At 64.7% G+C, this 17,344-nt stretch carries 9 protein-coding genes, 1 tRNA gene and 7 pseudogenes; 11 read left to right on the top strand and 6 right to left on the bottom strand.

Features of this window, described 5'->3' with window-relative positions; all coding sequences use genetic code 11:
* Position 1: 1 nt before the first annotated feature.
* Positions 2 to 870, bottom strand: a pseudogene (locus CKW46_RS21870) (MlaE family ABC transporter permease).
* Positions 871 to 1,188: 318 nt separating this feature from the next.
* Here CKW46_RS21870 and CKW46_RS21865 point away from each other — a divergent pair.
* Positions 1,189 to 1,788 (top strand): TetR/AcrR family transcriptional regulator, encoded by a 600-nt coding sequence (locus CKW46_RS21865; RefSeq protein ID WP_117435657.1) that lies wholly within the window; start codon positions 1,189 to 1,191, stop codon positions 1,786 to 1,788.
* A 132-nt stretch (positions 1,789 to 1,920) separates the two neighbouring features.
* Positions 1,921 to 2,622 carry a hypothetical protein gene (locus CKW46_RS21860; RefSeq protein ID WP_086085613.1) on the top strand — a complete coding sequence of 234 codons (702 nt, stop codon included), beginning with the start codon at positions 1,921 to 1,923 and terminating at the stop codon, positions 2,620 to 2,622.
* 60 nt (positions 2,623 to 2,682) lie between these two features.
* Here the strand turns inward: CKW46_RS21860 and CKW46_RS21855 are convergent.
* Both CKW46_RS21855 and orn read right to left on the bottom strand, forming a co-directional pair.
* Positions 2,683 to 2,758, bottom strand: a tRNA-His gene (locus CKW46_RS21855).
* Positions 2,759 to 2,807: 49 nt separating this feature from the next.
* Positions 2,808 to 3,455: an oligoribonuclease gene (gene orn, locus CKW46_RS21850; RefSeq protein WP_117435653.1), complete on the bottom strand. Its 648-nt coding sequence runs from the start codon at positions 3,453 to 3,455 to the stop codon at positions 2,808 to 2,810.
* Between the two features lie 114 nt (positions 3,456 to 3,569).
* Here orn and CKW46_RS21845 point away from each other — a divergent pair.
* Positions 3,570 to 5,177 (top strand): annotated as a pseudogene (locus tag CKW46_RS21845) (helicase HerA-like domain-containing protein).
* A 3-nt stretch (positions 5,178 to 5,180) separates the two neighbouring features.
* Here CKW46_RS21845 and cmrA read toward each other — a convergent pair.
* A complete protein-coding gene (gene cmrA, locus CKW46_RS21840) occupies positions 5,181 to 5,987 on the bottom strand; it encodes a mycolate reductase (protein WP_012395456.1) in 807 nt (268 codons plus the stop codon).
* A gap of 95 nt (positions 5,988 to 6,082) precedes the next feature.
* Between cmrA and CKW46_RS21835 the strand changes: the two genes are divergently transcribed.
* Positions 6,083 to 7,411, top strand: a complete 1,329-nt coding sequence (locus CKW46_RS21835; RefSeq protein WP_015356593.1) for an MFS transporter — start codon at positions 6,083 to 6,085, stop codon at positions 7,409 to 7,411.
* Here the strand turns inward: CKW46_RS21835 and CKW46_RS21830 are convergent.
* Together CKW46_RS21830 and CKW46_RS21825 are read right to left on the bottom strand one after the other, a co-directional pair.
* Positions 7,408 to 8,199, bottom strand: a complete 792-nt coding sequence (locus tag CKW46_RS21830; protein WP_015356592.1) for an MmpS family transport accessory protein — start codon at positions 8,197 to 8,199, stop codon at positions 7,408 to 7,410. The two genes, CKW46_RS21835 and CKW46_RS21830, sit on opposite strands and share 4 nt — an antisense overlap.
* A gap of 230 nt (positions 8,200 to 8,429) precedes the next feature.
* Entirely contained in the window at positions 8,430 to 9,065 is a 636-nt protein-coding gene (locus tag CKW46_RS21825; RefSeq protein ID WP_012395453.1) for an SACE_7040 family transcriptional regulator, read from the bottom strand.
* A gap of 83 nt (positions 9,066 to 9,148) precedes the next feature.
* On the opposite strand from CKW46_RS21825, the pseudogene CKW46_RS21820 reads away from it, so the two are divergent.
* The 7 genes and pseudogenes from CKW46_RS21820 to CKW46_RS21790 all read left to right on the top strand — a co-directional run.
* Positions 9,149 to 10,270, top strand: a pseudogene (locus tag CKW46_RS21820) (AMP-binding protein); the annotation flags it as partial.
* A gap of 142 nt (positions 10,271 to 10,412) precedes the next feature.
* Positions 10,413 to 11,615, top strand: a pseudogene (locus tag CKW46_RS21815) (ISAs1-like element IS2404/ISMul1 family transposase).
* Between the two features lie 22 nt (positions 11,616 to 11,637).
* A pseudogene (locus CKW46_RS21810) lies at positions 11,638 to 12,189 on the top strand (AMP-binding enzyme); the annotation flags it as partial.
* Between the two features lie 120 nt (positions 12,190 to 12,309).
* Positions 12,310 to 13,055, top strand: a pseudogene (locus CKW46_RS21805) (CoA transferase subunit A).
* 49 nt (positions 13,056 to 13,104) lie between these two features.
* Positions 13,105 to 13,752: a CoA transferase subunit B gene (locus tag CKW46_RS21800; protein ID WP_012395450.1), complete on the top strand. Its 648-nt coding sequence runs from the start codon at positions 13,105 to 13,107 to the stop codon at positions 13,750 to 13,752.
* Positions 13,749 to 15,327 (top strand): annotated as a pseudogene (locus tag CKW46_RS21795) (carboxyl transferase domain-containing protein). Before CKW46_RS21800 ends, CKW46_RS21795 begins: the two are co-directional and overlap by 4 nt.
* 3 nt (positions 15,328 to 15,330) lie before the next feature.
* Positions 15,331 to 17,340: an acetyl-CoA carboxylase biotin carboxylase subunit gene (locus tag CKW46_RS21790; protein ID WP_482052391.1), complete on the top strand. Its 2,010-nt coding sequence runs from the start codon at positions 15,331 to 15,333 to the stop codon at positions 17,338 to 17,340.
* Positions 17,341 to 17,344 lie beyond the last annotated feature (4 nt).

Below are 17,344 nucleotides of genomic sequence, written 5' to 3'. Positions count from 1 at the left end.
GTCACAGCCCCGTCCGGGGAGCCAGCATGACGTGCAACTGGCTGATCGAGACGTTGACGATCATCAGCACCAGGATCGACTCGACGACCGCCGCGTTCACCGAGTTCGCCACGCCCGTCGGCCCGCCCTTGGTGGACAGGCCCTTCTGGGCCGATACGACCGCCACGATGGTGCCGAAGATGACGGCCTTGAACAGCGCCAGAAACATGTCGTCGGTCGTCGCGAAAGACGCGAACGTTGCCACGAAGCTGCCGGTGCCCCGTTCTGGAAGTACACGTTGAACATGTAGCTGGCGAAATAGCCGACGAAGCACACGACACCGGTCAGCGCGACACCGATCATGATCGCGGCGGCAAAGCGCGGCACCACCAGGCGCCGGATCACCGATACGCCCATGACTTCCATGGCGTCGGTCTCTTCGCGCATCGTTCGCGAACCTAGGTCGGCGGTGATGGCCGATCCGACAGCCGACGCCATCAGGACGGCCGCCACCAGCGAGGCTCCTTGCCGGATGACCGCCAGGCCGCTGGCGGCTCCGGCCAGTGAGGTGGCCCCGACCTGGCCGGCGAGCAGCGCGAACTGAATCGACAACGTGACGCTGATCGGCAGCGAAACCAGGATCGTCGGCAGCACCGCGGTCCCTGCCATGAAGGCGCCTTGGCGGACGAACTCTTGCCACTGGAAGCGGCCGGTGACCAGATCGACGAAGAAGTACTGGATGGTGCGCACCCCGAGGACGAACTGTTCACCGACGGTGGTGAGTGCGGCTAGTGGGTGGCGCCTAACGTAGCCGGCGGCCCAGTCACCGATGGCGGCAACGCCGTCGTCATTGCGTGAACCGAGCAGTGCGGGCTCGGGTTGGGTGGTCATCGCGGTGCAACCAACGGCGTCGTGAGCAAACCCGGGCCGCGCCTCATCGCGTGCTAGCGCCCGACTCCATTGGCGCCCTCCCCACCGCTTTTGTCCTACATCGTCCAGCAGAAGTTATCGGGCGCCATGGAGCGAGTCTTGCCTGGGGTGGCGCGCTCGGGTTCCGCGACTCTGCAGCTCAGTACGGTATGCGGTAACACGCAGGCCTAGTCGATAGGCACTTTCAATAGTGTAGAAACGTTCATCCGCGATGATCTACCATCAGCGCGGAAGGCATAATCGCCTTGCTGTTCCGGGATGGCGTCCGAGGGTGATGGTATGAAACCAGCAAACATTGGTTCGCTGCGAGACCGTCGGCGCGCCGAGTTGTTTTCGCTGATTCAGCAGACCGCCCACCGACTCTTTGCCGAGCGTGGATTCGACGCGGTGACGACCGAAGACATTGCCGCGGCGGCTGGAGTCTCCATCAGCACCTACTTTCGGCACGCCCCCACCAAGGAGGGACTGCTGGTCGATCCGGTCCGGCAGGCCATCACCGAGATCGTCAGCTCCTACCGCAGCTGGCCCGCGGATGAATCCGCGGTCGAGGCCTTGATCGCGTTGTTCGTCAGCTACGCCAGGGACGCCGGTGATCTCAAACTGGATACCTGGCGCCGGGCGATCGCGACCGCTCCCTACCTGTTGAGCAAGTCGGCTTTGGTGAGCGAAGACGACCAGCACCGCTTCATCGAGCACGTCGCTTCCCGAATGGGAGTCGACGCGCGCACCGACATTCGACCGGCATTGCTGGTCCACACGAGCCTGGCCACAGTGAAATTCGTATTCGATCGCTGGCTGAGCACGGATCCGCCGTCCAGCCCGATATTTCACGTCCAGATGGACCAGGCGCTGCGGATCGCGCTCGCCGGATTCCGGTAATGCGATCAGGCATCTCCCGTCGAGTCGCGAAGCGGAGCCCAACTTCGTGGTGCGCCACGATATTTGGGTGCGTCCAAGCGGGAGCGGCTCAAACCCCCGCGCCAGTGCGTGCAGCTTTGAAAGGATGAGGCCGTGCATCCACCACCGCAGGCATCACTGCACCCGTTGACGACCCCCCGAGCCGCGGCGCTGGCTGGAGTGGTTTTTGCACTGCTGTTCGGTGCCGTCATCATCCTGATTCGCACCAGAATGCCTGAGGGTGAGGGGGATACCGCGGGCTGGCTCAACAACGAGCACGGCGGGATCGCGACCGCTGCCATGCTGATGCCGTTCGCGGGGATCAGCTTCTTGTGGTTCATTGGGGTGGTGCGTGATGGCTTCGGCCGCTATGAGGACCGGTTTTTCGCGACGGTGTTTCTGGGCAGCGGCTTGCTGTTCTTGGTGATGATCTTCGTCATGACGGCGGCGTCGGCCGGGCTGGTGGCCAGCAATGCCAATGTCGTCGACCCGGCTGCGCATGCCGAGGTGGTCAGGTTTGGCAAGGCGGTGGTGCTGACTGCCAGCAAGACCTACGCGCTGCGGATGGCGGCGGTGTTCATGATCTCGCTGGCGACGATCTGGCTGCGGACAGGCTTGATGCCGCGCTGGCTGGCCGGAATCAGTTACGCGGCCGCCGCGGCCCTGTTGACCGTCAGTGACGTCAGCATGTGGGTGACGCTGATGTTTCCCGCGTGGGTGCTGCTGGTCAGCGGCCTGATCTTGGCCAGATCGCAACGAATCCACGAGATGCGCGCAGACACCCAAACCAGCTCCGGGTCTCCAACGGCGTCATGAGGGCGTCCCGAGGGCCATCCAAAGCAAAAGGTCAGAGGGCGGGAAACGCCCTCTGACCAGTGGGGTGAGTGACGGGACTCGAACCCGCGACCCCCAGGATCACAACCTGGTGCTCTACCAACTGAACTACACTCACCATGGCCGTCGCCCGCCCCGACCGGGGCTAACCAACGGTGACGTCGATACTAACCGCTCGGACGCTCCTGGGCCGAATCGGTTGCCTCCGGTGCGTAGTCCGCGCCCTGAAGATCGGCGACCACCGCGGTGATTTCGCTGGTAGTGGGCCCGGGCTGGGGCACGAATGCGGTACGCCGGTAATACTGCAGCTCCCGGATGGATTCGTGAATGTCGGCCAGTGCCCGGTGCGCCAGCCCTTTGGGCGGTTGTCCGAAGTAGATACGCGGATACCAGCGCCGGCACAGTTCCTTGATGGAGCTGACATCGATCATCCGGTAGTGCAGAAATGCGTCCAGCGCCGGCATGTCGCGGGCGATGAACGAGCGGTCGGTGGCGATCGAGTTCCCGGCCAGGGGCGCCGTCTCGGGTTGCTTCACATGTTCACCGATGTAGTCGAGCACCATCGCCTCGGCGGTGGCCATGTCGACCGTGGATGCCCGCACCTCTTCGGTCAGCCCGGAGCGCGAGTGCATGTCGGCGACCACGTCGACCATCGAGGACAACGCGGCGTCGTCGGCGTGGATCACTACGTCCACGCCGTCTCCCAGGATGTTTAGGTCGGCATCGGTGACCAGTGCGGCGATCTCGATCAACTTGTCCGACCCAAGATCCAGTCCGGTCATTTCACAGTCGATCCATACCAATTCCTCACGCACAGCGCTCAGACTAAGGCCCACGCCCGGCTCGCACCCCGCCTGCCCCCGGCAAAGTAGTGTGATGCTTTCCCCAACTGCACGCCGGAACCACTGGGAAAAGGGGGCGCGGCAACGATGAGTACCGATGGGCCCGACGGGCAGGTGGGGCCGGCGCAGCGGATCGCAGCCGGCTACGGCGTGGACGGTCAAGCGCTTCAGCTGGGCAGCGTCGTGATCGATGGCTAGGCGGACCCAGCTGCACAGATTCGCATTCCGCTGGCCACTGTCAACCGGCACGGTCTGGTAGCTGGGGCCACCGGTACCGGAAAAACCAAGACGCTGCAGCTGATCGCCGAGCAACTCAGCGCGGCTGGGGTGTCCGTGCTGATGGCCGACGTGAAGGGAGACCTGTCCGGCCTGTCTCGAGCCGGGCAGACCGATGACAAGCTGGCGGCGCGGGCCGAAGAGACCGGGGATGCGTGGACGCCCACCGCATTTCCGGTGGAGTTCCTGTCGCTGGGTGCCGGCGGGGTGGGCGTTCCGGTGCGCGCCACCATTTCCAGCTTCGGCCCGATCCTGCTGGCAAAGGTGTTGGGACTTAACGCCACCCAGGAATCGACGCTTGGACTGATCTTTCACTGGGCCGATCAGCGGGAACTTCCGCTGCTGGACCTCAAAGACCTGCGTGCGGTCATCACGCATCTGATCAGTGATGAGGGCAAGGCCGAGCTGAAATCTCTTGGCGCGGTATCTCCGACGACGGCCGGCGTCATTCTTCGGGCGTTGGTCGACCTGGAGGCCGAAGGCGCCGACAGCTTCTTCGGCGAGCCGGAACTCAGACCCGATGACCTGCTTCGTGTCGACGGCCAGGGCCGGGGCATCATCTCCCTGCTCGAGCTGGGGAGTCAGTCGCTGCGCCCGGTGTTGTTCTCCACCTTCCTGATGTGGGTGCTGGCCGACCTGTTCACCTATCTGCCCGAGGTGGGGGATCTGGACAAGCCGAAGCTGGTGTTCTTCTTCGACGAGGCGCACTTGCTGTTCAGCGATGCCTCCAAAGCTTTCCTGGAGCAGGTCGAGCAAACCGTCAAGCTGATTCGCTCCAAGGGCGTAGGGGTGTTCTTTTGCACCCAATTGCCGACCGACCTGCCCAAGGATGTGCTGTCCCAGCTCGGCGCCCGGATTCAGCACGCGTTGCGGGCATTCACCCCCGACGATCACAAGGCACTGACCAAGACCGTACGCACCTACCCGAAAACCGATGTCTATGACCTGGAGTCCGCGCTGACCTCGCTGGGAATCGGCGAGGCCGTCGTCACGGTGCTCTCCGAAAAGGGGGTGCCGACGCCGCTGGCGTGGACCCGGATGCGCGCGCCGCGGTCGCTGATGGGTGCTATCGGCTCCGAGGCGATCCGCGCTGTGGCCCAGGCCAGCCCACTGCAGGCCGTCTACGGCCAGACCATCGACCGGGAATCGGCCCACGAGATGTTGAGCGCCAAGTACGCGCCGGCGACCGAGGCGGCGGAGCCACCCGCGACGGCGCCTCAGCCCCCACGAGGAAAATACGACCCGCTGCCCTGGCCGCAGGACTTCGACTTACCGCCGATGCCGACGCCCGTCGAGCCGCAGGGACCTCCGTTGTGGGAAGAAGTGCTCAAGAATCCCACCGTGAAGAGCGCGATCAACACCGCCGCACGAGAGTTCACCCGCAGCATCTTCGGTACCGGGCGGCGTCGGCGCAAGTAACGCCTAGCCGCCCCCGAGCTTTTTGTAGAAGCCGCCCACGATGGGTGCCACGATGGCCCGGGGAGCGTACTGACTGGCCACCGACATGGCCTTCGAGGTCAGGCCGGGAACGACGCGCATCTTGTTGCGGGCCAAGGCGTCCAATGAAACCTGGGCGGTGTGTTCGGTGGAGATCCACAAGAAATCGGGTACCAGCCGTTCGACCAGCGAGGCTTCGCTGGCGTCGGGCAGGTCGGTGCGTACCGGCCCCGGGGCCAGCAAGGTGACGTGCACTCCGGAGCCGCGCAGCTCACCGCGCAGCGATTCGCTGAAGGTGTTTGCGAAGGCTTTGGTGGCGGCATAGGTCGCGTTGTAGGGGATCGGCGAGTTGCCGGCCGCCGAACCGGAAATCAAGATCCCGCCGGCCCTGCGCTCGATCATGCCCGGCAGCACCGCCAAGGTGAGGTCGTGCACGGCGACGGCATTGAGCTGCACCTGCGCCTTTTCGCCCGCCGGGTCCAGCGATGCGACCGGACCGAACGTCGCGGTGCCGGCGTTGGCGCACAGGATCGAGATGGGTCGCGCGGCGAGTTCGTCGGTCAGCTTGGTGCGTTCCTGTGGGTCGGCGAGATCTGCCGGCCGGACTTCGACGGTGACGCGGTACTTGTCGGTCAGCCGGGCGGCGAGCTCGTTCAGCAGCGATTCGCGGCGCGCGGTGACGATCAGGTTGTGCCCCCGCGCGGCCAACTCGGTGGCCAGCGCTTCGCCGATGTTTTGCGAAGCTCCGGTGACAACGGCACGTGCGTCGGGACTGGGCGCAGGTATCGGCATGAGCCAATCGTAGACAGTGGCCTTTTCACAACGACCACAAGCGCAGCGGAGCCGACGCAGCAGGTCGCGGCCAATCGCGAGATAGAGTGCCGGGCATGACCAACCCGGCCACCGGAACGTTTGTGCGATCCCGGGTGGTGGCATGGGCGCTGTGGGACTGCGGGTCGACCGGTTTGAACGCGATCGTGACGACCTTTGTGTTTTCCGTCTACCTGACCAGCATGGTGGGAGAGGGGATGCCCGGAGGCAGTGACCCGGCCAGTTGGTTGGGTCGAGCCGCGGCCGCCGCTGGCCTGACCATCGCGTTGCTGGCTCCGCTGGTCGGCGTATGGGTGGAATCCCCGCACCGCCGCCGGGTGGCCCTGGGCGTACTGACCAGCGTCACGGTGGCGCTGACCTGCGCGATGTTTTTGATCCATGACAGTCCCGGATACCTGTGGGCCGGGTTGGCATTGCTGGCCGCGACCGCGGCATGCAGTGACCTGGCGAGCGTTCCGTACAACTCGATGCTGCGTCAGCTCTCCCCGCCGACGACCGCCAGCCGGATCTCGGGTTTCGGCTGGGCATCGGGATACGTCGGCAGCGTTGTGTTGCTGATATTGATCTATCTGGGCTTCGTGGCGGGCAGCGGCGCTCACCGCGGCTTGCTGCAGTTGCCGGCGCATGACGGCTTCAACATCCGGGTCGCGATGCTGCTCGCGGCGGCTTGGTTAGCCGTGCTGGCCTCGCCGCTGCTGCTGGTAGCCCACCGACTCCCCGATGTCGGCACGGTGCCGCAGCCGGCGACGAGAATGCTCGGTGCCTACCGAAAGCTGTGGGCCGACATCAGTTCGGAATGGCGTCGCGACCGCAATCTGGTCTACTTTCTGATCGCCAGCGCGATCTTCCGGGACGGCCTGGCGGCGATGTTCGCCTTCGGGGCGGTACTGGGCGTCAACGTCTACGGGCTGACTCAAGCCGATGTACTGCTGTTTGGTGTGGCCGCAAGCGTGGTGGCCGCGGTCGGGGCGGTGGTCGGTGGGTTTGTTGACCATCGGGTCGGATCCAAGCCGGTCATCGTCGCATCCCTGGCGTCGATCTTGATCAGTGCGATCGTTCTGATGGTGCTGTCGGGAGCGACGGCTTTTTGGGTGTGCGGGCTGCTGCTGTGTCTGTTCATCGGACCGTCGCAGTCGTCGGCGCGCGCTCTGTTGCTGCGCATGGCACCGCACGGCAAGGAGGGGGTGGCCTTCGGCTTGTACACGATGACAGGCCGCGCCGTGGCGTTCCTCGGGCCGTGGCTGTTTTCAATCTTTGTCGACATCTTCAGCGCGGTCCGAGCCGGACTGGGCGGCATCTGTCTGGTGCTGGCGGTGGGACTGGTGGGAATGCTGGTGGTGCGTGTTCCGCGGCACGGCGGTGTCGTCGTGACCGAGACGACCTAGCCCGAGGCGTCGCAGATGGTCAAGCCGACCCCGGTGCGCTGGCGTACCTGAACACCGCTCACCGTCACCGAGCAGGTCACGTTGTGGCCGATGTTGACGATGGTGACGCTCGCCGGATGGTTCGCCGACCGCGACAGGCTCACCTCTTTGCTCCAGGGCAGCGCGACATTGAATTCGGTCTGTATGACGTCCCCGGTGTCCATGTAGGTGACGCTGATCGCGCGGCCTTCGCCGGTGACGGTGTACACGACGGTCTGCATCGCACCGGCGGTAGGCGTCGTGGTCGGTGTCGCCGAACCGCTGGTCGTTGTGGGCGCCGGGCTGCTGCTGGGCGTGGGTGAGGTTCGCGTCGTGGGGGGCGCGATTGTCGAGCTTGGCCCAGCGATCGGTGGCAGCGGCTCGAGGGCGGTCTGGTTCTTGACTGAGATGTTCGCGATCACCAGCGCGATGACCAAACCGATGACCAGGACCACCGCCGCGCCAGCCGCGATCCACAGCCAGCGCGGTGTCTTCGGGCCTTCCGGCGGTGGCGGTCCGTCGCGCAGCACCCCGCCCGGCTGACCCGGGTTCTGTTGCCAATACTGTGGCGGCAATTGCTGAGTGGGGTTGGCCTCGTCGTAAGAACCCGGAGCCCATTGCGGAACGTGACCGCCGTATGTCGGCGCATAGGGCGCCTGGTCGGCGTAGGCCGGATCGGCGGGCGGCGTGTTTACCGGACCCTGCGGCCAGCCTGGCCCGGGCCCCGGTTGCGGGGGACCATACCGCAGGGGTCGACGCGGATCGTTCATCCCCACCTCATGGATTGAAGGGTACCCAAGATTTACGTGGCCGTGATGCCAGACCGGTTTTGTACCCGGTTGCCCCGGTCCGCCCCGCTCGCCATGTCCGCGAGCGCGCGCTGCGGCATTGTCTCCCTAGCTCACCACGACTCCGCCAAGAGCTTAGGTGCCGATGCCGAGCGCGCGCTCAGCGCGGCCCGTGATGTGAAGGCGATTGTGGCTGCGCGGCGCGGCCGGCGTTAGGCTCCCACGTCGACCGTTAGCGCGGCGACGGTCATCGCCCGCATCACGGCGCGGGAATGGGGTGCACACGCCGACTTGGTATCGGCTGATTTCATGCTGTGTGGCGTGGAATTGAGCAAGCCGAACGCGGCATGCGCCATCAGCCGGGCGTCGGCTTCGGCCAGGCCGGGATCCAGTTGGCGCAGCACGCCCACCCAGATCTCCACGTACTGCCGCTGGGCTTTGCGCACCTGGCGTTCGGCCGCCGCGGGCAGGTGCCCGAGGTCGCGGTCCTGGATCCGGATGAGGTCCGGTTCGCCCAAGGCGAAGTCGAGATGGAAATCGATCAAACCGTCCAGAGCGGCGGCAGCGTCATTGCTGTTGGTGGTCACCTGACGGGCACCGGCGAGAAGCCGGGAGCTGATTCCGACTAGCAACTCGACCAGTAGTGACTCTTTGTTGGGGAAGTGCCGGTAGATCGCAGGACCGCTGATGCCGGCCGCGGCGCCGATGTCTTCGAGTCGTACGGCCAGAAAGCCGCGCTCGGCGAACAGTCGCTCGGCCGCCGATAACAGCTGCAAACGCCGATCGGACTTTTGCTGGCTGCGACGATTCGGGGTCGCGGTCTGCTCATCCGGGGCGGACGCTGCCATGACGGCCTCCGTCCAACTCGTCCTGGACACTTCGGTTAATCGTCACTAACGTAACACGAGTTAGTCGATATTAACTCCGCGTGATGCAAATAGACGGAGGAGCCGTGGCAACCACCGCTGCCGCAGACCAAAATCAGCTCTCCTATGACCGTGGTCCCATCGCGCCCGCCCTACTCGAGATGACCATCGGCGCAAATCTCGCCGCTACCGCGTCCCAGTGTGAAAGCCGCGACGCCCTCGTCGATGTCCGTTCGGGCCGTCGGTGCAGCTACGCCCAGCTTCTAACCGACGTGCGCCAATTGGCGACGGGCTTGGTGAGGGCGGGGATCGGCCGTGGCGATCGGGTCGGGATCTGGGCGCCAAACCGCTGGGAGTGGGTGCTGGTCCAATACGCGACCGCTGAAATCGGAGCCATCCTGGTCACGATCAATCCTGCCTACCAGGCGCGCGAGTTGGAGTATGCATTGCGCCAATCCGGCGTCGCGATGGTGATCGCCGCTTCGGGTTTCAAGGGGTCGGACTACGCGGCGATCCTCGCGGAGGTAGCGCCGGGGTGTCCCGAACTGCACGATGTCGTGTTCTTAGACGGCGATGGCTGGGCGAAGCTGGCCGGATCCGGTGCCGATTTGGTTGCGCTGCAGGAGATTGCCACCACACTCAGCGCCGACGATCCCATCAACATCCAATACACCTCTGGCACAACGGGCTTTCCCAAAGGTGTCACGCTGAGCCATCGAAATATCCTCAACAACGGCTATTTGGTGGGTGAACTGATCGAATACACCGCCGAGGATCGCATCTGTATCCCGGTGCCGTTCTACCACTGCTTTGGCATGGTGATGGGCAATCTGGCGGCTACCGGCCACGGCGCCTGCATGGTGATTCCGGCACCTGGGTTCGACCCGGCCGCGACTTTGCGGGCCGTGCAGGACGAACGGTGCACCAGCCTGTACGGCGTCCCGACGATGTTCATCGCCGAGCTCGGACTGGCGGACTTCGCGACTTATGACCTGAGCAGCCTGCGTACCGGCATCATGGCGGGCTCGACCTGCCCGGTCGAGGTGATGCGCAAAGTGATCGACCAGATGCACATGGCCGGGATCTCCATCTGTTACGGCATGACCGAGACATCGCCGGTGGCGACCCAGACTCGCAGCAACGATTCCCTTCAGCGACGCGTCACGACGGTGGGGCGGGTGGGTCCCAGGGCTCCGGCGTTGTTGATTAGCAGGCTTGTGAGCTGGGTTGATGATCTTTGGTGCCGCGCTATTGGGGCCGGAGTGTAGGCACGGGCTATCTGGAGAACGATCGAGTTGGTTACTGTTCGTCGTTGGTCTGGAGTTGCCCGTGCCTACCGTTTCAGTATTGCCTGTGTCGTCGGTTCCAGAGGTGTTCGACCGCTGGAGTCCTGGTGAGCGCAGCGAGCTCATCGGATCGGAGTTTCTCGATGTGTTGGCCTCGGTGCCAGACCCGAGGGACCCACGCGGTCGGAGGTATTCGCTGATGGCTTTGTTGGCGATCGCGGTTCTGGCCACTGCCGCGGGGATGCGCGGCTATGCTGGTTTTGCCACATGGGCGGCCACCGCTCCCGATGATGTGTTGGCCTAATTAGGGGTCCGGTTCCGGCGGCCCAGTGAGAAGACCTTCCGCGCTGTTTTGTCTCGGCTAGACCCCGCCGACCTCAACGCCAGGATGGGCAGTTACTTCACTGCACACGTGGCCAGCAGCGACCCCAGTGGATTGGTGCCGATCGCGTTGGACGGCAAGATGCTGCGTGGTGCTTTACGCGCCAAAGCGACAGCCACGCATCTCGTGTCGGTGTTCACCCACCGTGCCCGATTGGTGCTCGGTCAACTCGCTGTCGCCGAGAAAAGCAATGAAATTCCCTGCGTACGTGCCCTGCTCACGCTGCTGCCGGGTAGCTTGCGGTGGCTGGTCACCGTGGATGCGATGCATACCCAGGTCGTCACCGCGAAGTTGATCTGCGCCACCTTGAAGTCGCACTACCTGATGATCGTCAAGTCCAACCAAGCCAAAATACTTGCGCGTATCACCGCGCTGCCCTGGGCCGAGGTGCCCACAGCCGCTACCGACGACTCCCGCGGCCACGGCCGTGTCGAGACCCGCACCCTGCAAATCATCACCGCTGCACGAGGAATCGGCTTCCCCTACGCAAAACAAATCATCCGGATCACTCGTGAACGCTTGATCACCGCCACCGACCAGCGCAGCGTGGAGGTGGTCTATGCCATCTGCAGCCTGCCGTTCGAGCACGCCCGCCCTACCGCGATCATGACCTGGATGCGTCAACACTGGGGAATCGAGAACAGCCTGCACTGGATACCCGACGTCACCTTCGACGAAGACCGTCAAAGGGCACATACCGGAAACGGCGCACAGGTCCTAGCAACGCTACGCAACACCGCGATCAATCTGCACCGCCTCAACGGCGCCGACAACATCGCCGAAGCCTGCCGGATCACCGCTTTGACCGCCAACCGCCGCCTAGACCTCCTCAATCCACAATTCCCCAGCTCACAAGCCTGCTAATCAACAACGCCGGAGCCCTGGGGTGGGTCCGCACCTGGAGATCAAGGTGGTCGACCCGGCGACCGGTCGGGTCGTGCCCCGCGGCACCGCCGGTGAGTTCTGTACCCGGGGCTACTCGGTGATGTCTGGGTACTGGAAGGCTCCGGAGCGGACCGCGGAGGTGATCGACCCCGAGGGCTGGATGCACACCGGCGATCTGGCGCTGATGGACGAATGCGGATACGTGCAGATCACGGGCCGGATCAAGGACATCGTGGTGCGAGGCGGGGAGAACATTTCGCCGCGTGAGATCGAGGAATTCCTCCACTCTCATCCCGATATCGTCGACGCCCACGTTGTCGGGGTGCCCGACGAGCGGATGGGCGAGGAGCTGATGGCGGTGGTTAAGCTGCGTGCCGGGGCGCCAGAGTTGACCACCGGCCTATTGCGCGAATACTGCGCCGGCCAAATCGCCAAATTCAAGATCCCGCGATATTTGCGGCTCGGTGACGAGTTCCCGATGACTGTGACCGGCAAGGTTCGCAAAGTTGAAATGCGCCAACAGGCGATCGAGTACCTCCGTGGGCAGCACTGAGCGTGCGGGTACGCGCTCTCTTTGCGTGCTGGGCGGGGCAGTGGTATTGTCAAGCTTCGGTTAATCAAGATTAACTGAAAAAATCTCAGCCCGAGTCGATAGCGAGGAGACTCTGCGGCAATGGACAAGGTAGTGGCCACCGTCGCGGAGGCGGTGGCAGACATAACCGATGGGGCGTCGCTGGCGGTCGGGGGATTCGGCCTGTGCGGCATTCCGGAAGCGTTGATCGCGGCGCTGGTAGATAGTGGTGTCACTGACCTCGAGACGGTGTCGAACAATTGCGGTGTCGACGGCGTCGGGCTGGGCGTGTTATTGCAGCACAAGAGAATTCGCCGAACCGTTTCCTCCTATGTGGGGGAGAACAAGGAGTTCGCGCGTCAGTTCCTTTCCGGCGAACTCGAGGTGGAACTGACCCCGCAGGGCACGTTGGCGGAGCGGTTGCGCGCCGGTGGTATGGGCATCCCAGGTTTCTACACACCGGCCGGTGTTGGTACCCAGATAGCCGACGGCGGCCTGCCCTGGCGCTACGACGCCTCGGGCGCGGTCGCGGTGGTGTCGCCTCCCAAGGAGACTCGTGAATTCGATGGCGCTACTTACGTTCTCGAGCGCGGGATCCGCACCGACTTCGCGCTGGTTCATGCGTGGAAGGGGACCGGCACGGCAATCTTCTGTATCGCTACTCTGCGGCGAACTTCAACCCCGAGTGCGCTCCGGCGGGCCGGATCACGATTGCTGAGGTCGAGCATCTTGTCGAGCCCGGCGAGATCGACCCGGCCACAGTCCACACCCCGGGCGTGTTCGTGCAGCGGGTGGTGCATGTGCCCAATCCCATCAAGCGGATCGAGAAAGAGACGGTGCGGCCGTGAACCCGCTGGCGACGATGCAGAGCGAAGCGATGAGGAGGAGCGGCGCCAGATGAGCTGGAGCAGAGACGGCATGGCCGCACGGGTGGCCACCGAATTCGAGGACGGGCAGTACATCAACCTCGGTATCGGAATGCCCACGCTAATCCCCAACCACATTCCCGAGGGCGTCACCGTTGTCCTGCACTCGGAGAACGGAATCCTGGGTGTCGGCCCCTATCCCATTCGCGAGGAACTCGACGCCGATCTGATCAATGCGGGCAAAGAGACGGTGACCACGCTGCCCGGTGCGGCGTTCTTCGGCTCGTCCACCTCGTTCGGAATCATCCGGGGCGGCCACTTGGACGTCGCGGTGCTTGGAGCCATGCAGGTTTCGGTCAGTGGCGATCTGGCCAACTGGATGATCCCGGGCAAGATGGTCAAAGGAATGGGCGGCGCGATGGACTTGGTGCACGGCGCGCGCAAGGTGATCGTGATGATGGAGCACGCCGCCAAGGACGGCAGCCCGAAGATCCTGGAGAGATGTACGTTGCCGCTGACCGGGGTGGGTTGCGTCAACCGGATCGTGACCGAACTCGCGGTCATCGACGTTTGCCACGACGGCCTGCACCTGATCGAGACCGCACCGGATGTCTCGGCGGAGGAAGTCGTCGCGAAAACCCAACCGCCCCTTGTCCTCGATGATCTGGTCGCCCGGTGACAACCATCGCCGCGCCATCATTTGCCGACGAGCATCGCCGGCTGGTCGCCGAATTGAACACCAAGCTTGCGGCTGCGGCCCTGGGGGCAATGAACGTGCCCGCGAACGCCATGTCGGTCGCGGCAAGCTGTTGCCGCGCGAGCGGGTGTACCGCTTGCTGGACCCGGGCAGCCCTTTTCTGGAGTTGGCCGCGCTGGCGGCGAACGGCATGTACGGCGACGAATCTCCGGGCGCGGGGATCATTACCGGGATCGGCCGGGTCTCCGGGCGGGAGTGCGTCATCGTCGCCAACGACGCGACGGTCAAGGGCGGCACCTACTACCCGATGACGGTGAAAAAGCACCTGCGTGCTCAGGAAGTCGCACTGCAGAACCTGCTGCCGTGCATCTACCTGGTCGACTCCGGCGGGGCATTCCTGCCCCACCAGGATGAGGTCTTCCCGGACCGCGAACACTTCGGACGGATCTTCTACAACCAGGCGACCATGAGCGCCAAGGGGATTCCGCAAGTGGCCGCGGTACTTGGTTCGTGCACGGCCGGCGGCGCCTACGTGCCGGCGATGAGCGACGAAGCCGTCATTGTCCGCGAGCAGGGCACGATCTTTCTGGGCGGCCCACCTCTGGTCAAGACGGCCACCGGCGAGATCGTCACGGCCGAGGAACTCGGCGGCGGCGACCTGCACTCGCGGGTATCCGGTGTCACCGATCATCTGGCCGACGATGACGAAGACGCGCTGCGGATCGTGCGTGCGATCGCGGCCACCTTCGGCCCACTGGAACCCGCGCAATGGGAGATCGGCCCATCCGTTGAACCCAAGCACGCTCAGACCGAGCTCTATGACGTCGTGCCCCCGGATCCGCGGGTGCCCTACGACGTGCACGACGTCATCGTGCGGCTGATCGACGGCGGCGAATTCAGCGAGTTCAAAGCCAATTACGGCAAGTCGCTGGTGACGGGGTTCGCGCGCATCCACGGACATCCGGTCGGCATCATTGCCAACAATGGCGTCCTGTTCAGCGAATCTGCGGTCAAGGGAGCGCACTTCATCGAGCTGTGCGACAAACGCAAGACCCCCCTGCTGTTCCTGCAGAATATCGCGGGCTTCATGGTCGGCCGTGACTATGAAGCGGGGGCATCGCCAAACACGGCGCAAAGATGGTCACCGCCGTGGCCTGCGCCCGGGTGCCGAAGCTGACCGTGGTGATCGGCGGATCCTATGGGGCGGGTAACTATTCGATGTGTGGGCGGGCGTACTCGCCGCGCTTCATGTGGATGTGGCCGAACGCGCGGATTTCGGTGATGGGCGGTGAGCAGGCCGCCTCGGTGCTGGCCACCGTGCGTGGCGAGCAACTTTCCGCGTCCGGCAAGCCTTGGTCGTCCGACGAGGAAGAGCAGTTCAAGGCGCACATCCGGGAGCAGTACGAGAACCAGGGCAATCCTTATTATTCGACCGCACGCCTGTGGGATGACGGCATCATCGACCCGGCCGACACGAGAACCGTTGTCGGACTTGCTCTGTCGGTGTGTGCTCACGCACCCGTGGAATCGGTCTCCTACGGCGTCTTCCGGATGTGACTCATGTTTGACACCGTCTTAGTGGCCAACCGCGGCGAGATCGCGGTGCGAGTGATCCGCACCTTGCGGCGGCTGGGGATCCGCTCGGTTGCCGTGTACAGCGACGCCGACGCCCGGGCCCGGCACGTGATCGAGGCCGACACCGCGGTGCGGCTGGGTCCCGCCGCGGCGCGGGAGAGTTACCTCGACATCGGCGAGGTGATCGATGCGGCGGTACGCACCGGGGCCCAGGCGATCCACCCGGGCTACGGGTTTCTTTCCGAGAACGCCGAATTCGCCGCGGCTTGTGATCGCGCCGGGGTGGTCTTCCTGGGGCCACCCGCGGGCGCGATCGAGGTGATGAGCGACAAGATCGCCGCCAAGAACGCGGTCAGCGCCTTCGACGTTCCGGTGGTGCCGGGCATCGCGCGACCCGGACTGACCGACGATGACCTGATCGCCGCAGCCGACGAGGTCGGATACCCGGTGCTGGTCAAGCCCTCGGCCGGTGGCGGTGGCAAGGGCATGCGCATGGTGGAGGAGCCGGCGCGGCTGCGTGAGGCGCTGGTCAGCGCGCGGCGGGAAGCGGCATCCGCGTTCGGTGACGATACCCTGTTTCTGGAGCGGTTCGTGTTGCTTCCCAGGCACATCGAGGTGCAGGTGCTTGCCGACACGCACGGCAACGTGGTGCACCTCGGCGAGCGCGAGTGCAGCCTGCAACGGCGCCACCAGAAAGTCATCGAGGAGGCGCCGTCGCCACTGCTGGACGCCCCAACCCGGGCGCGGATCGGAGCCGCGGCGTGTAACACCGCCCGCAGCGTCGACTACGTCGGAGCCGGCACCGTGGAATTCATCGTGTCGGGCGATCGCCCGGATGAGTTCTTCTTCATGGAGATGAACACCCGACTGCAGGTGGAACATCCGGTCACCGAGGCGGTGACCGGGCTAGACCTGGTCGAGTGGCAGCTGCGGGTGGCCGCCGGTGAAAAGCTCGGGTTTGCCCAAGACGACATCGAGCTAAATGGGCACGCGATCGAGGCACGGGTGTACGCGGAGGACCCCGCACGGGGATTCCTGCCCACCGGTGGCCGGGTGCTGCAGGTGGCCGAACCGAGCGGCACAGGTATCCGGGTGGACTCGTCGCTGCTGGCCGACACCGTGGTGGGCAGCGACTACGACCCGATGCTCTCCAAGGTGATAGCGCACGGAGCCAACCGTGAGCAGGCGTTGGAGCGGCTTGACCGGGCGCTGGCCCACACCGCGATCCTGGGTGTGCAGACCAATGTTGAGTTCCTGCGTTTTCTGCTGGCTGACGAGCGGGTGCGGGCGGGAGACCTCGACACCGCGTTGCTGGACGAACGCCTGGCCGATTTCGTGCCGTTGGCGGCACCCGATGATGTGTTCGCCGCTGCCGGCCTGTATGTCCAACAAGCGCTATCGCGCCGCGCCGCCGGCAGTCTGTGGGCCGCGCCCAGTGGGTGGCGTGTCGGTGGGGTAACGGCACCGGTGCGCACCGCGATGCAGACCCCGTTGCGGACCGAGACGGTATCGGTGTTCGGTCTGCCGGAGGGGGCCCACGTCCAGGTCGGCGATGGCGAGATGCTTTTAGCGAGTGTGCAGCTCGCGCCCGGTGTGATGAGCGTGACGGTGGATGGCCTGCGTCGCGACTACCGATGGGCGGAGGCGGAGCGGCACCTGTGGATCGCCGACGTACGCGGGACCTGGCACATTCGCGAGGCCGAGGAGCACAAGATCCACCGTGCGGCGGGGGAGCGCCCCGCCGAAGTCGTCAGCCCGATGCCCGGCAATGTGATCGCGGTGCAGGCCGAGTCCGGCACCGCGGTGTCCGAGGGCGACGTGGTGGTGATCATCGAGGCAATGAAGATGGAACACCCACTGGTCGCGCCGATTTCAGGCCGAGTGGAGGTGCTTGTGGCCGTCGGCGATCAGGTCAAGGTCGAGCAGGTGTTGGCTCGGTTGATCCCCGACACCGAACAAGCCCAGAGCAAGGATTCAGCCGAGAGCAAGGATTGAAAGA

This window comes from Mycobacterium liflandii (genome assembly GCF_022354805.1).
In the GTDB taxonomy this organism is placed as follows: domain Bacteria; phylum Actinomycetota; class Actinomycetes; order Mycobacteriales; family Mycobacteriaceae; genus Mycobacterium; species Mycobacterium marinum.
This window is presented reverse-complemented; position numbering and strand designations above follow the sequence as displayed.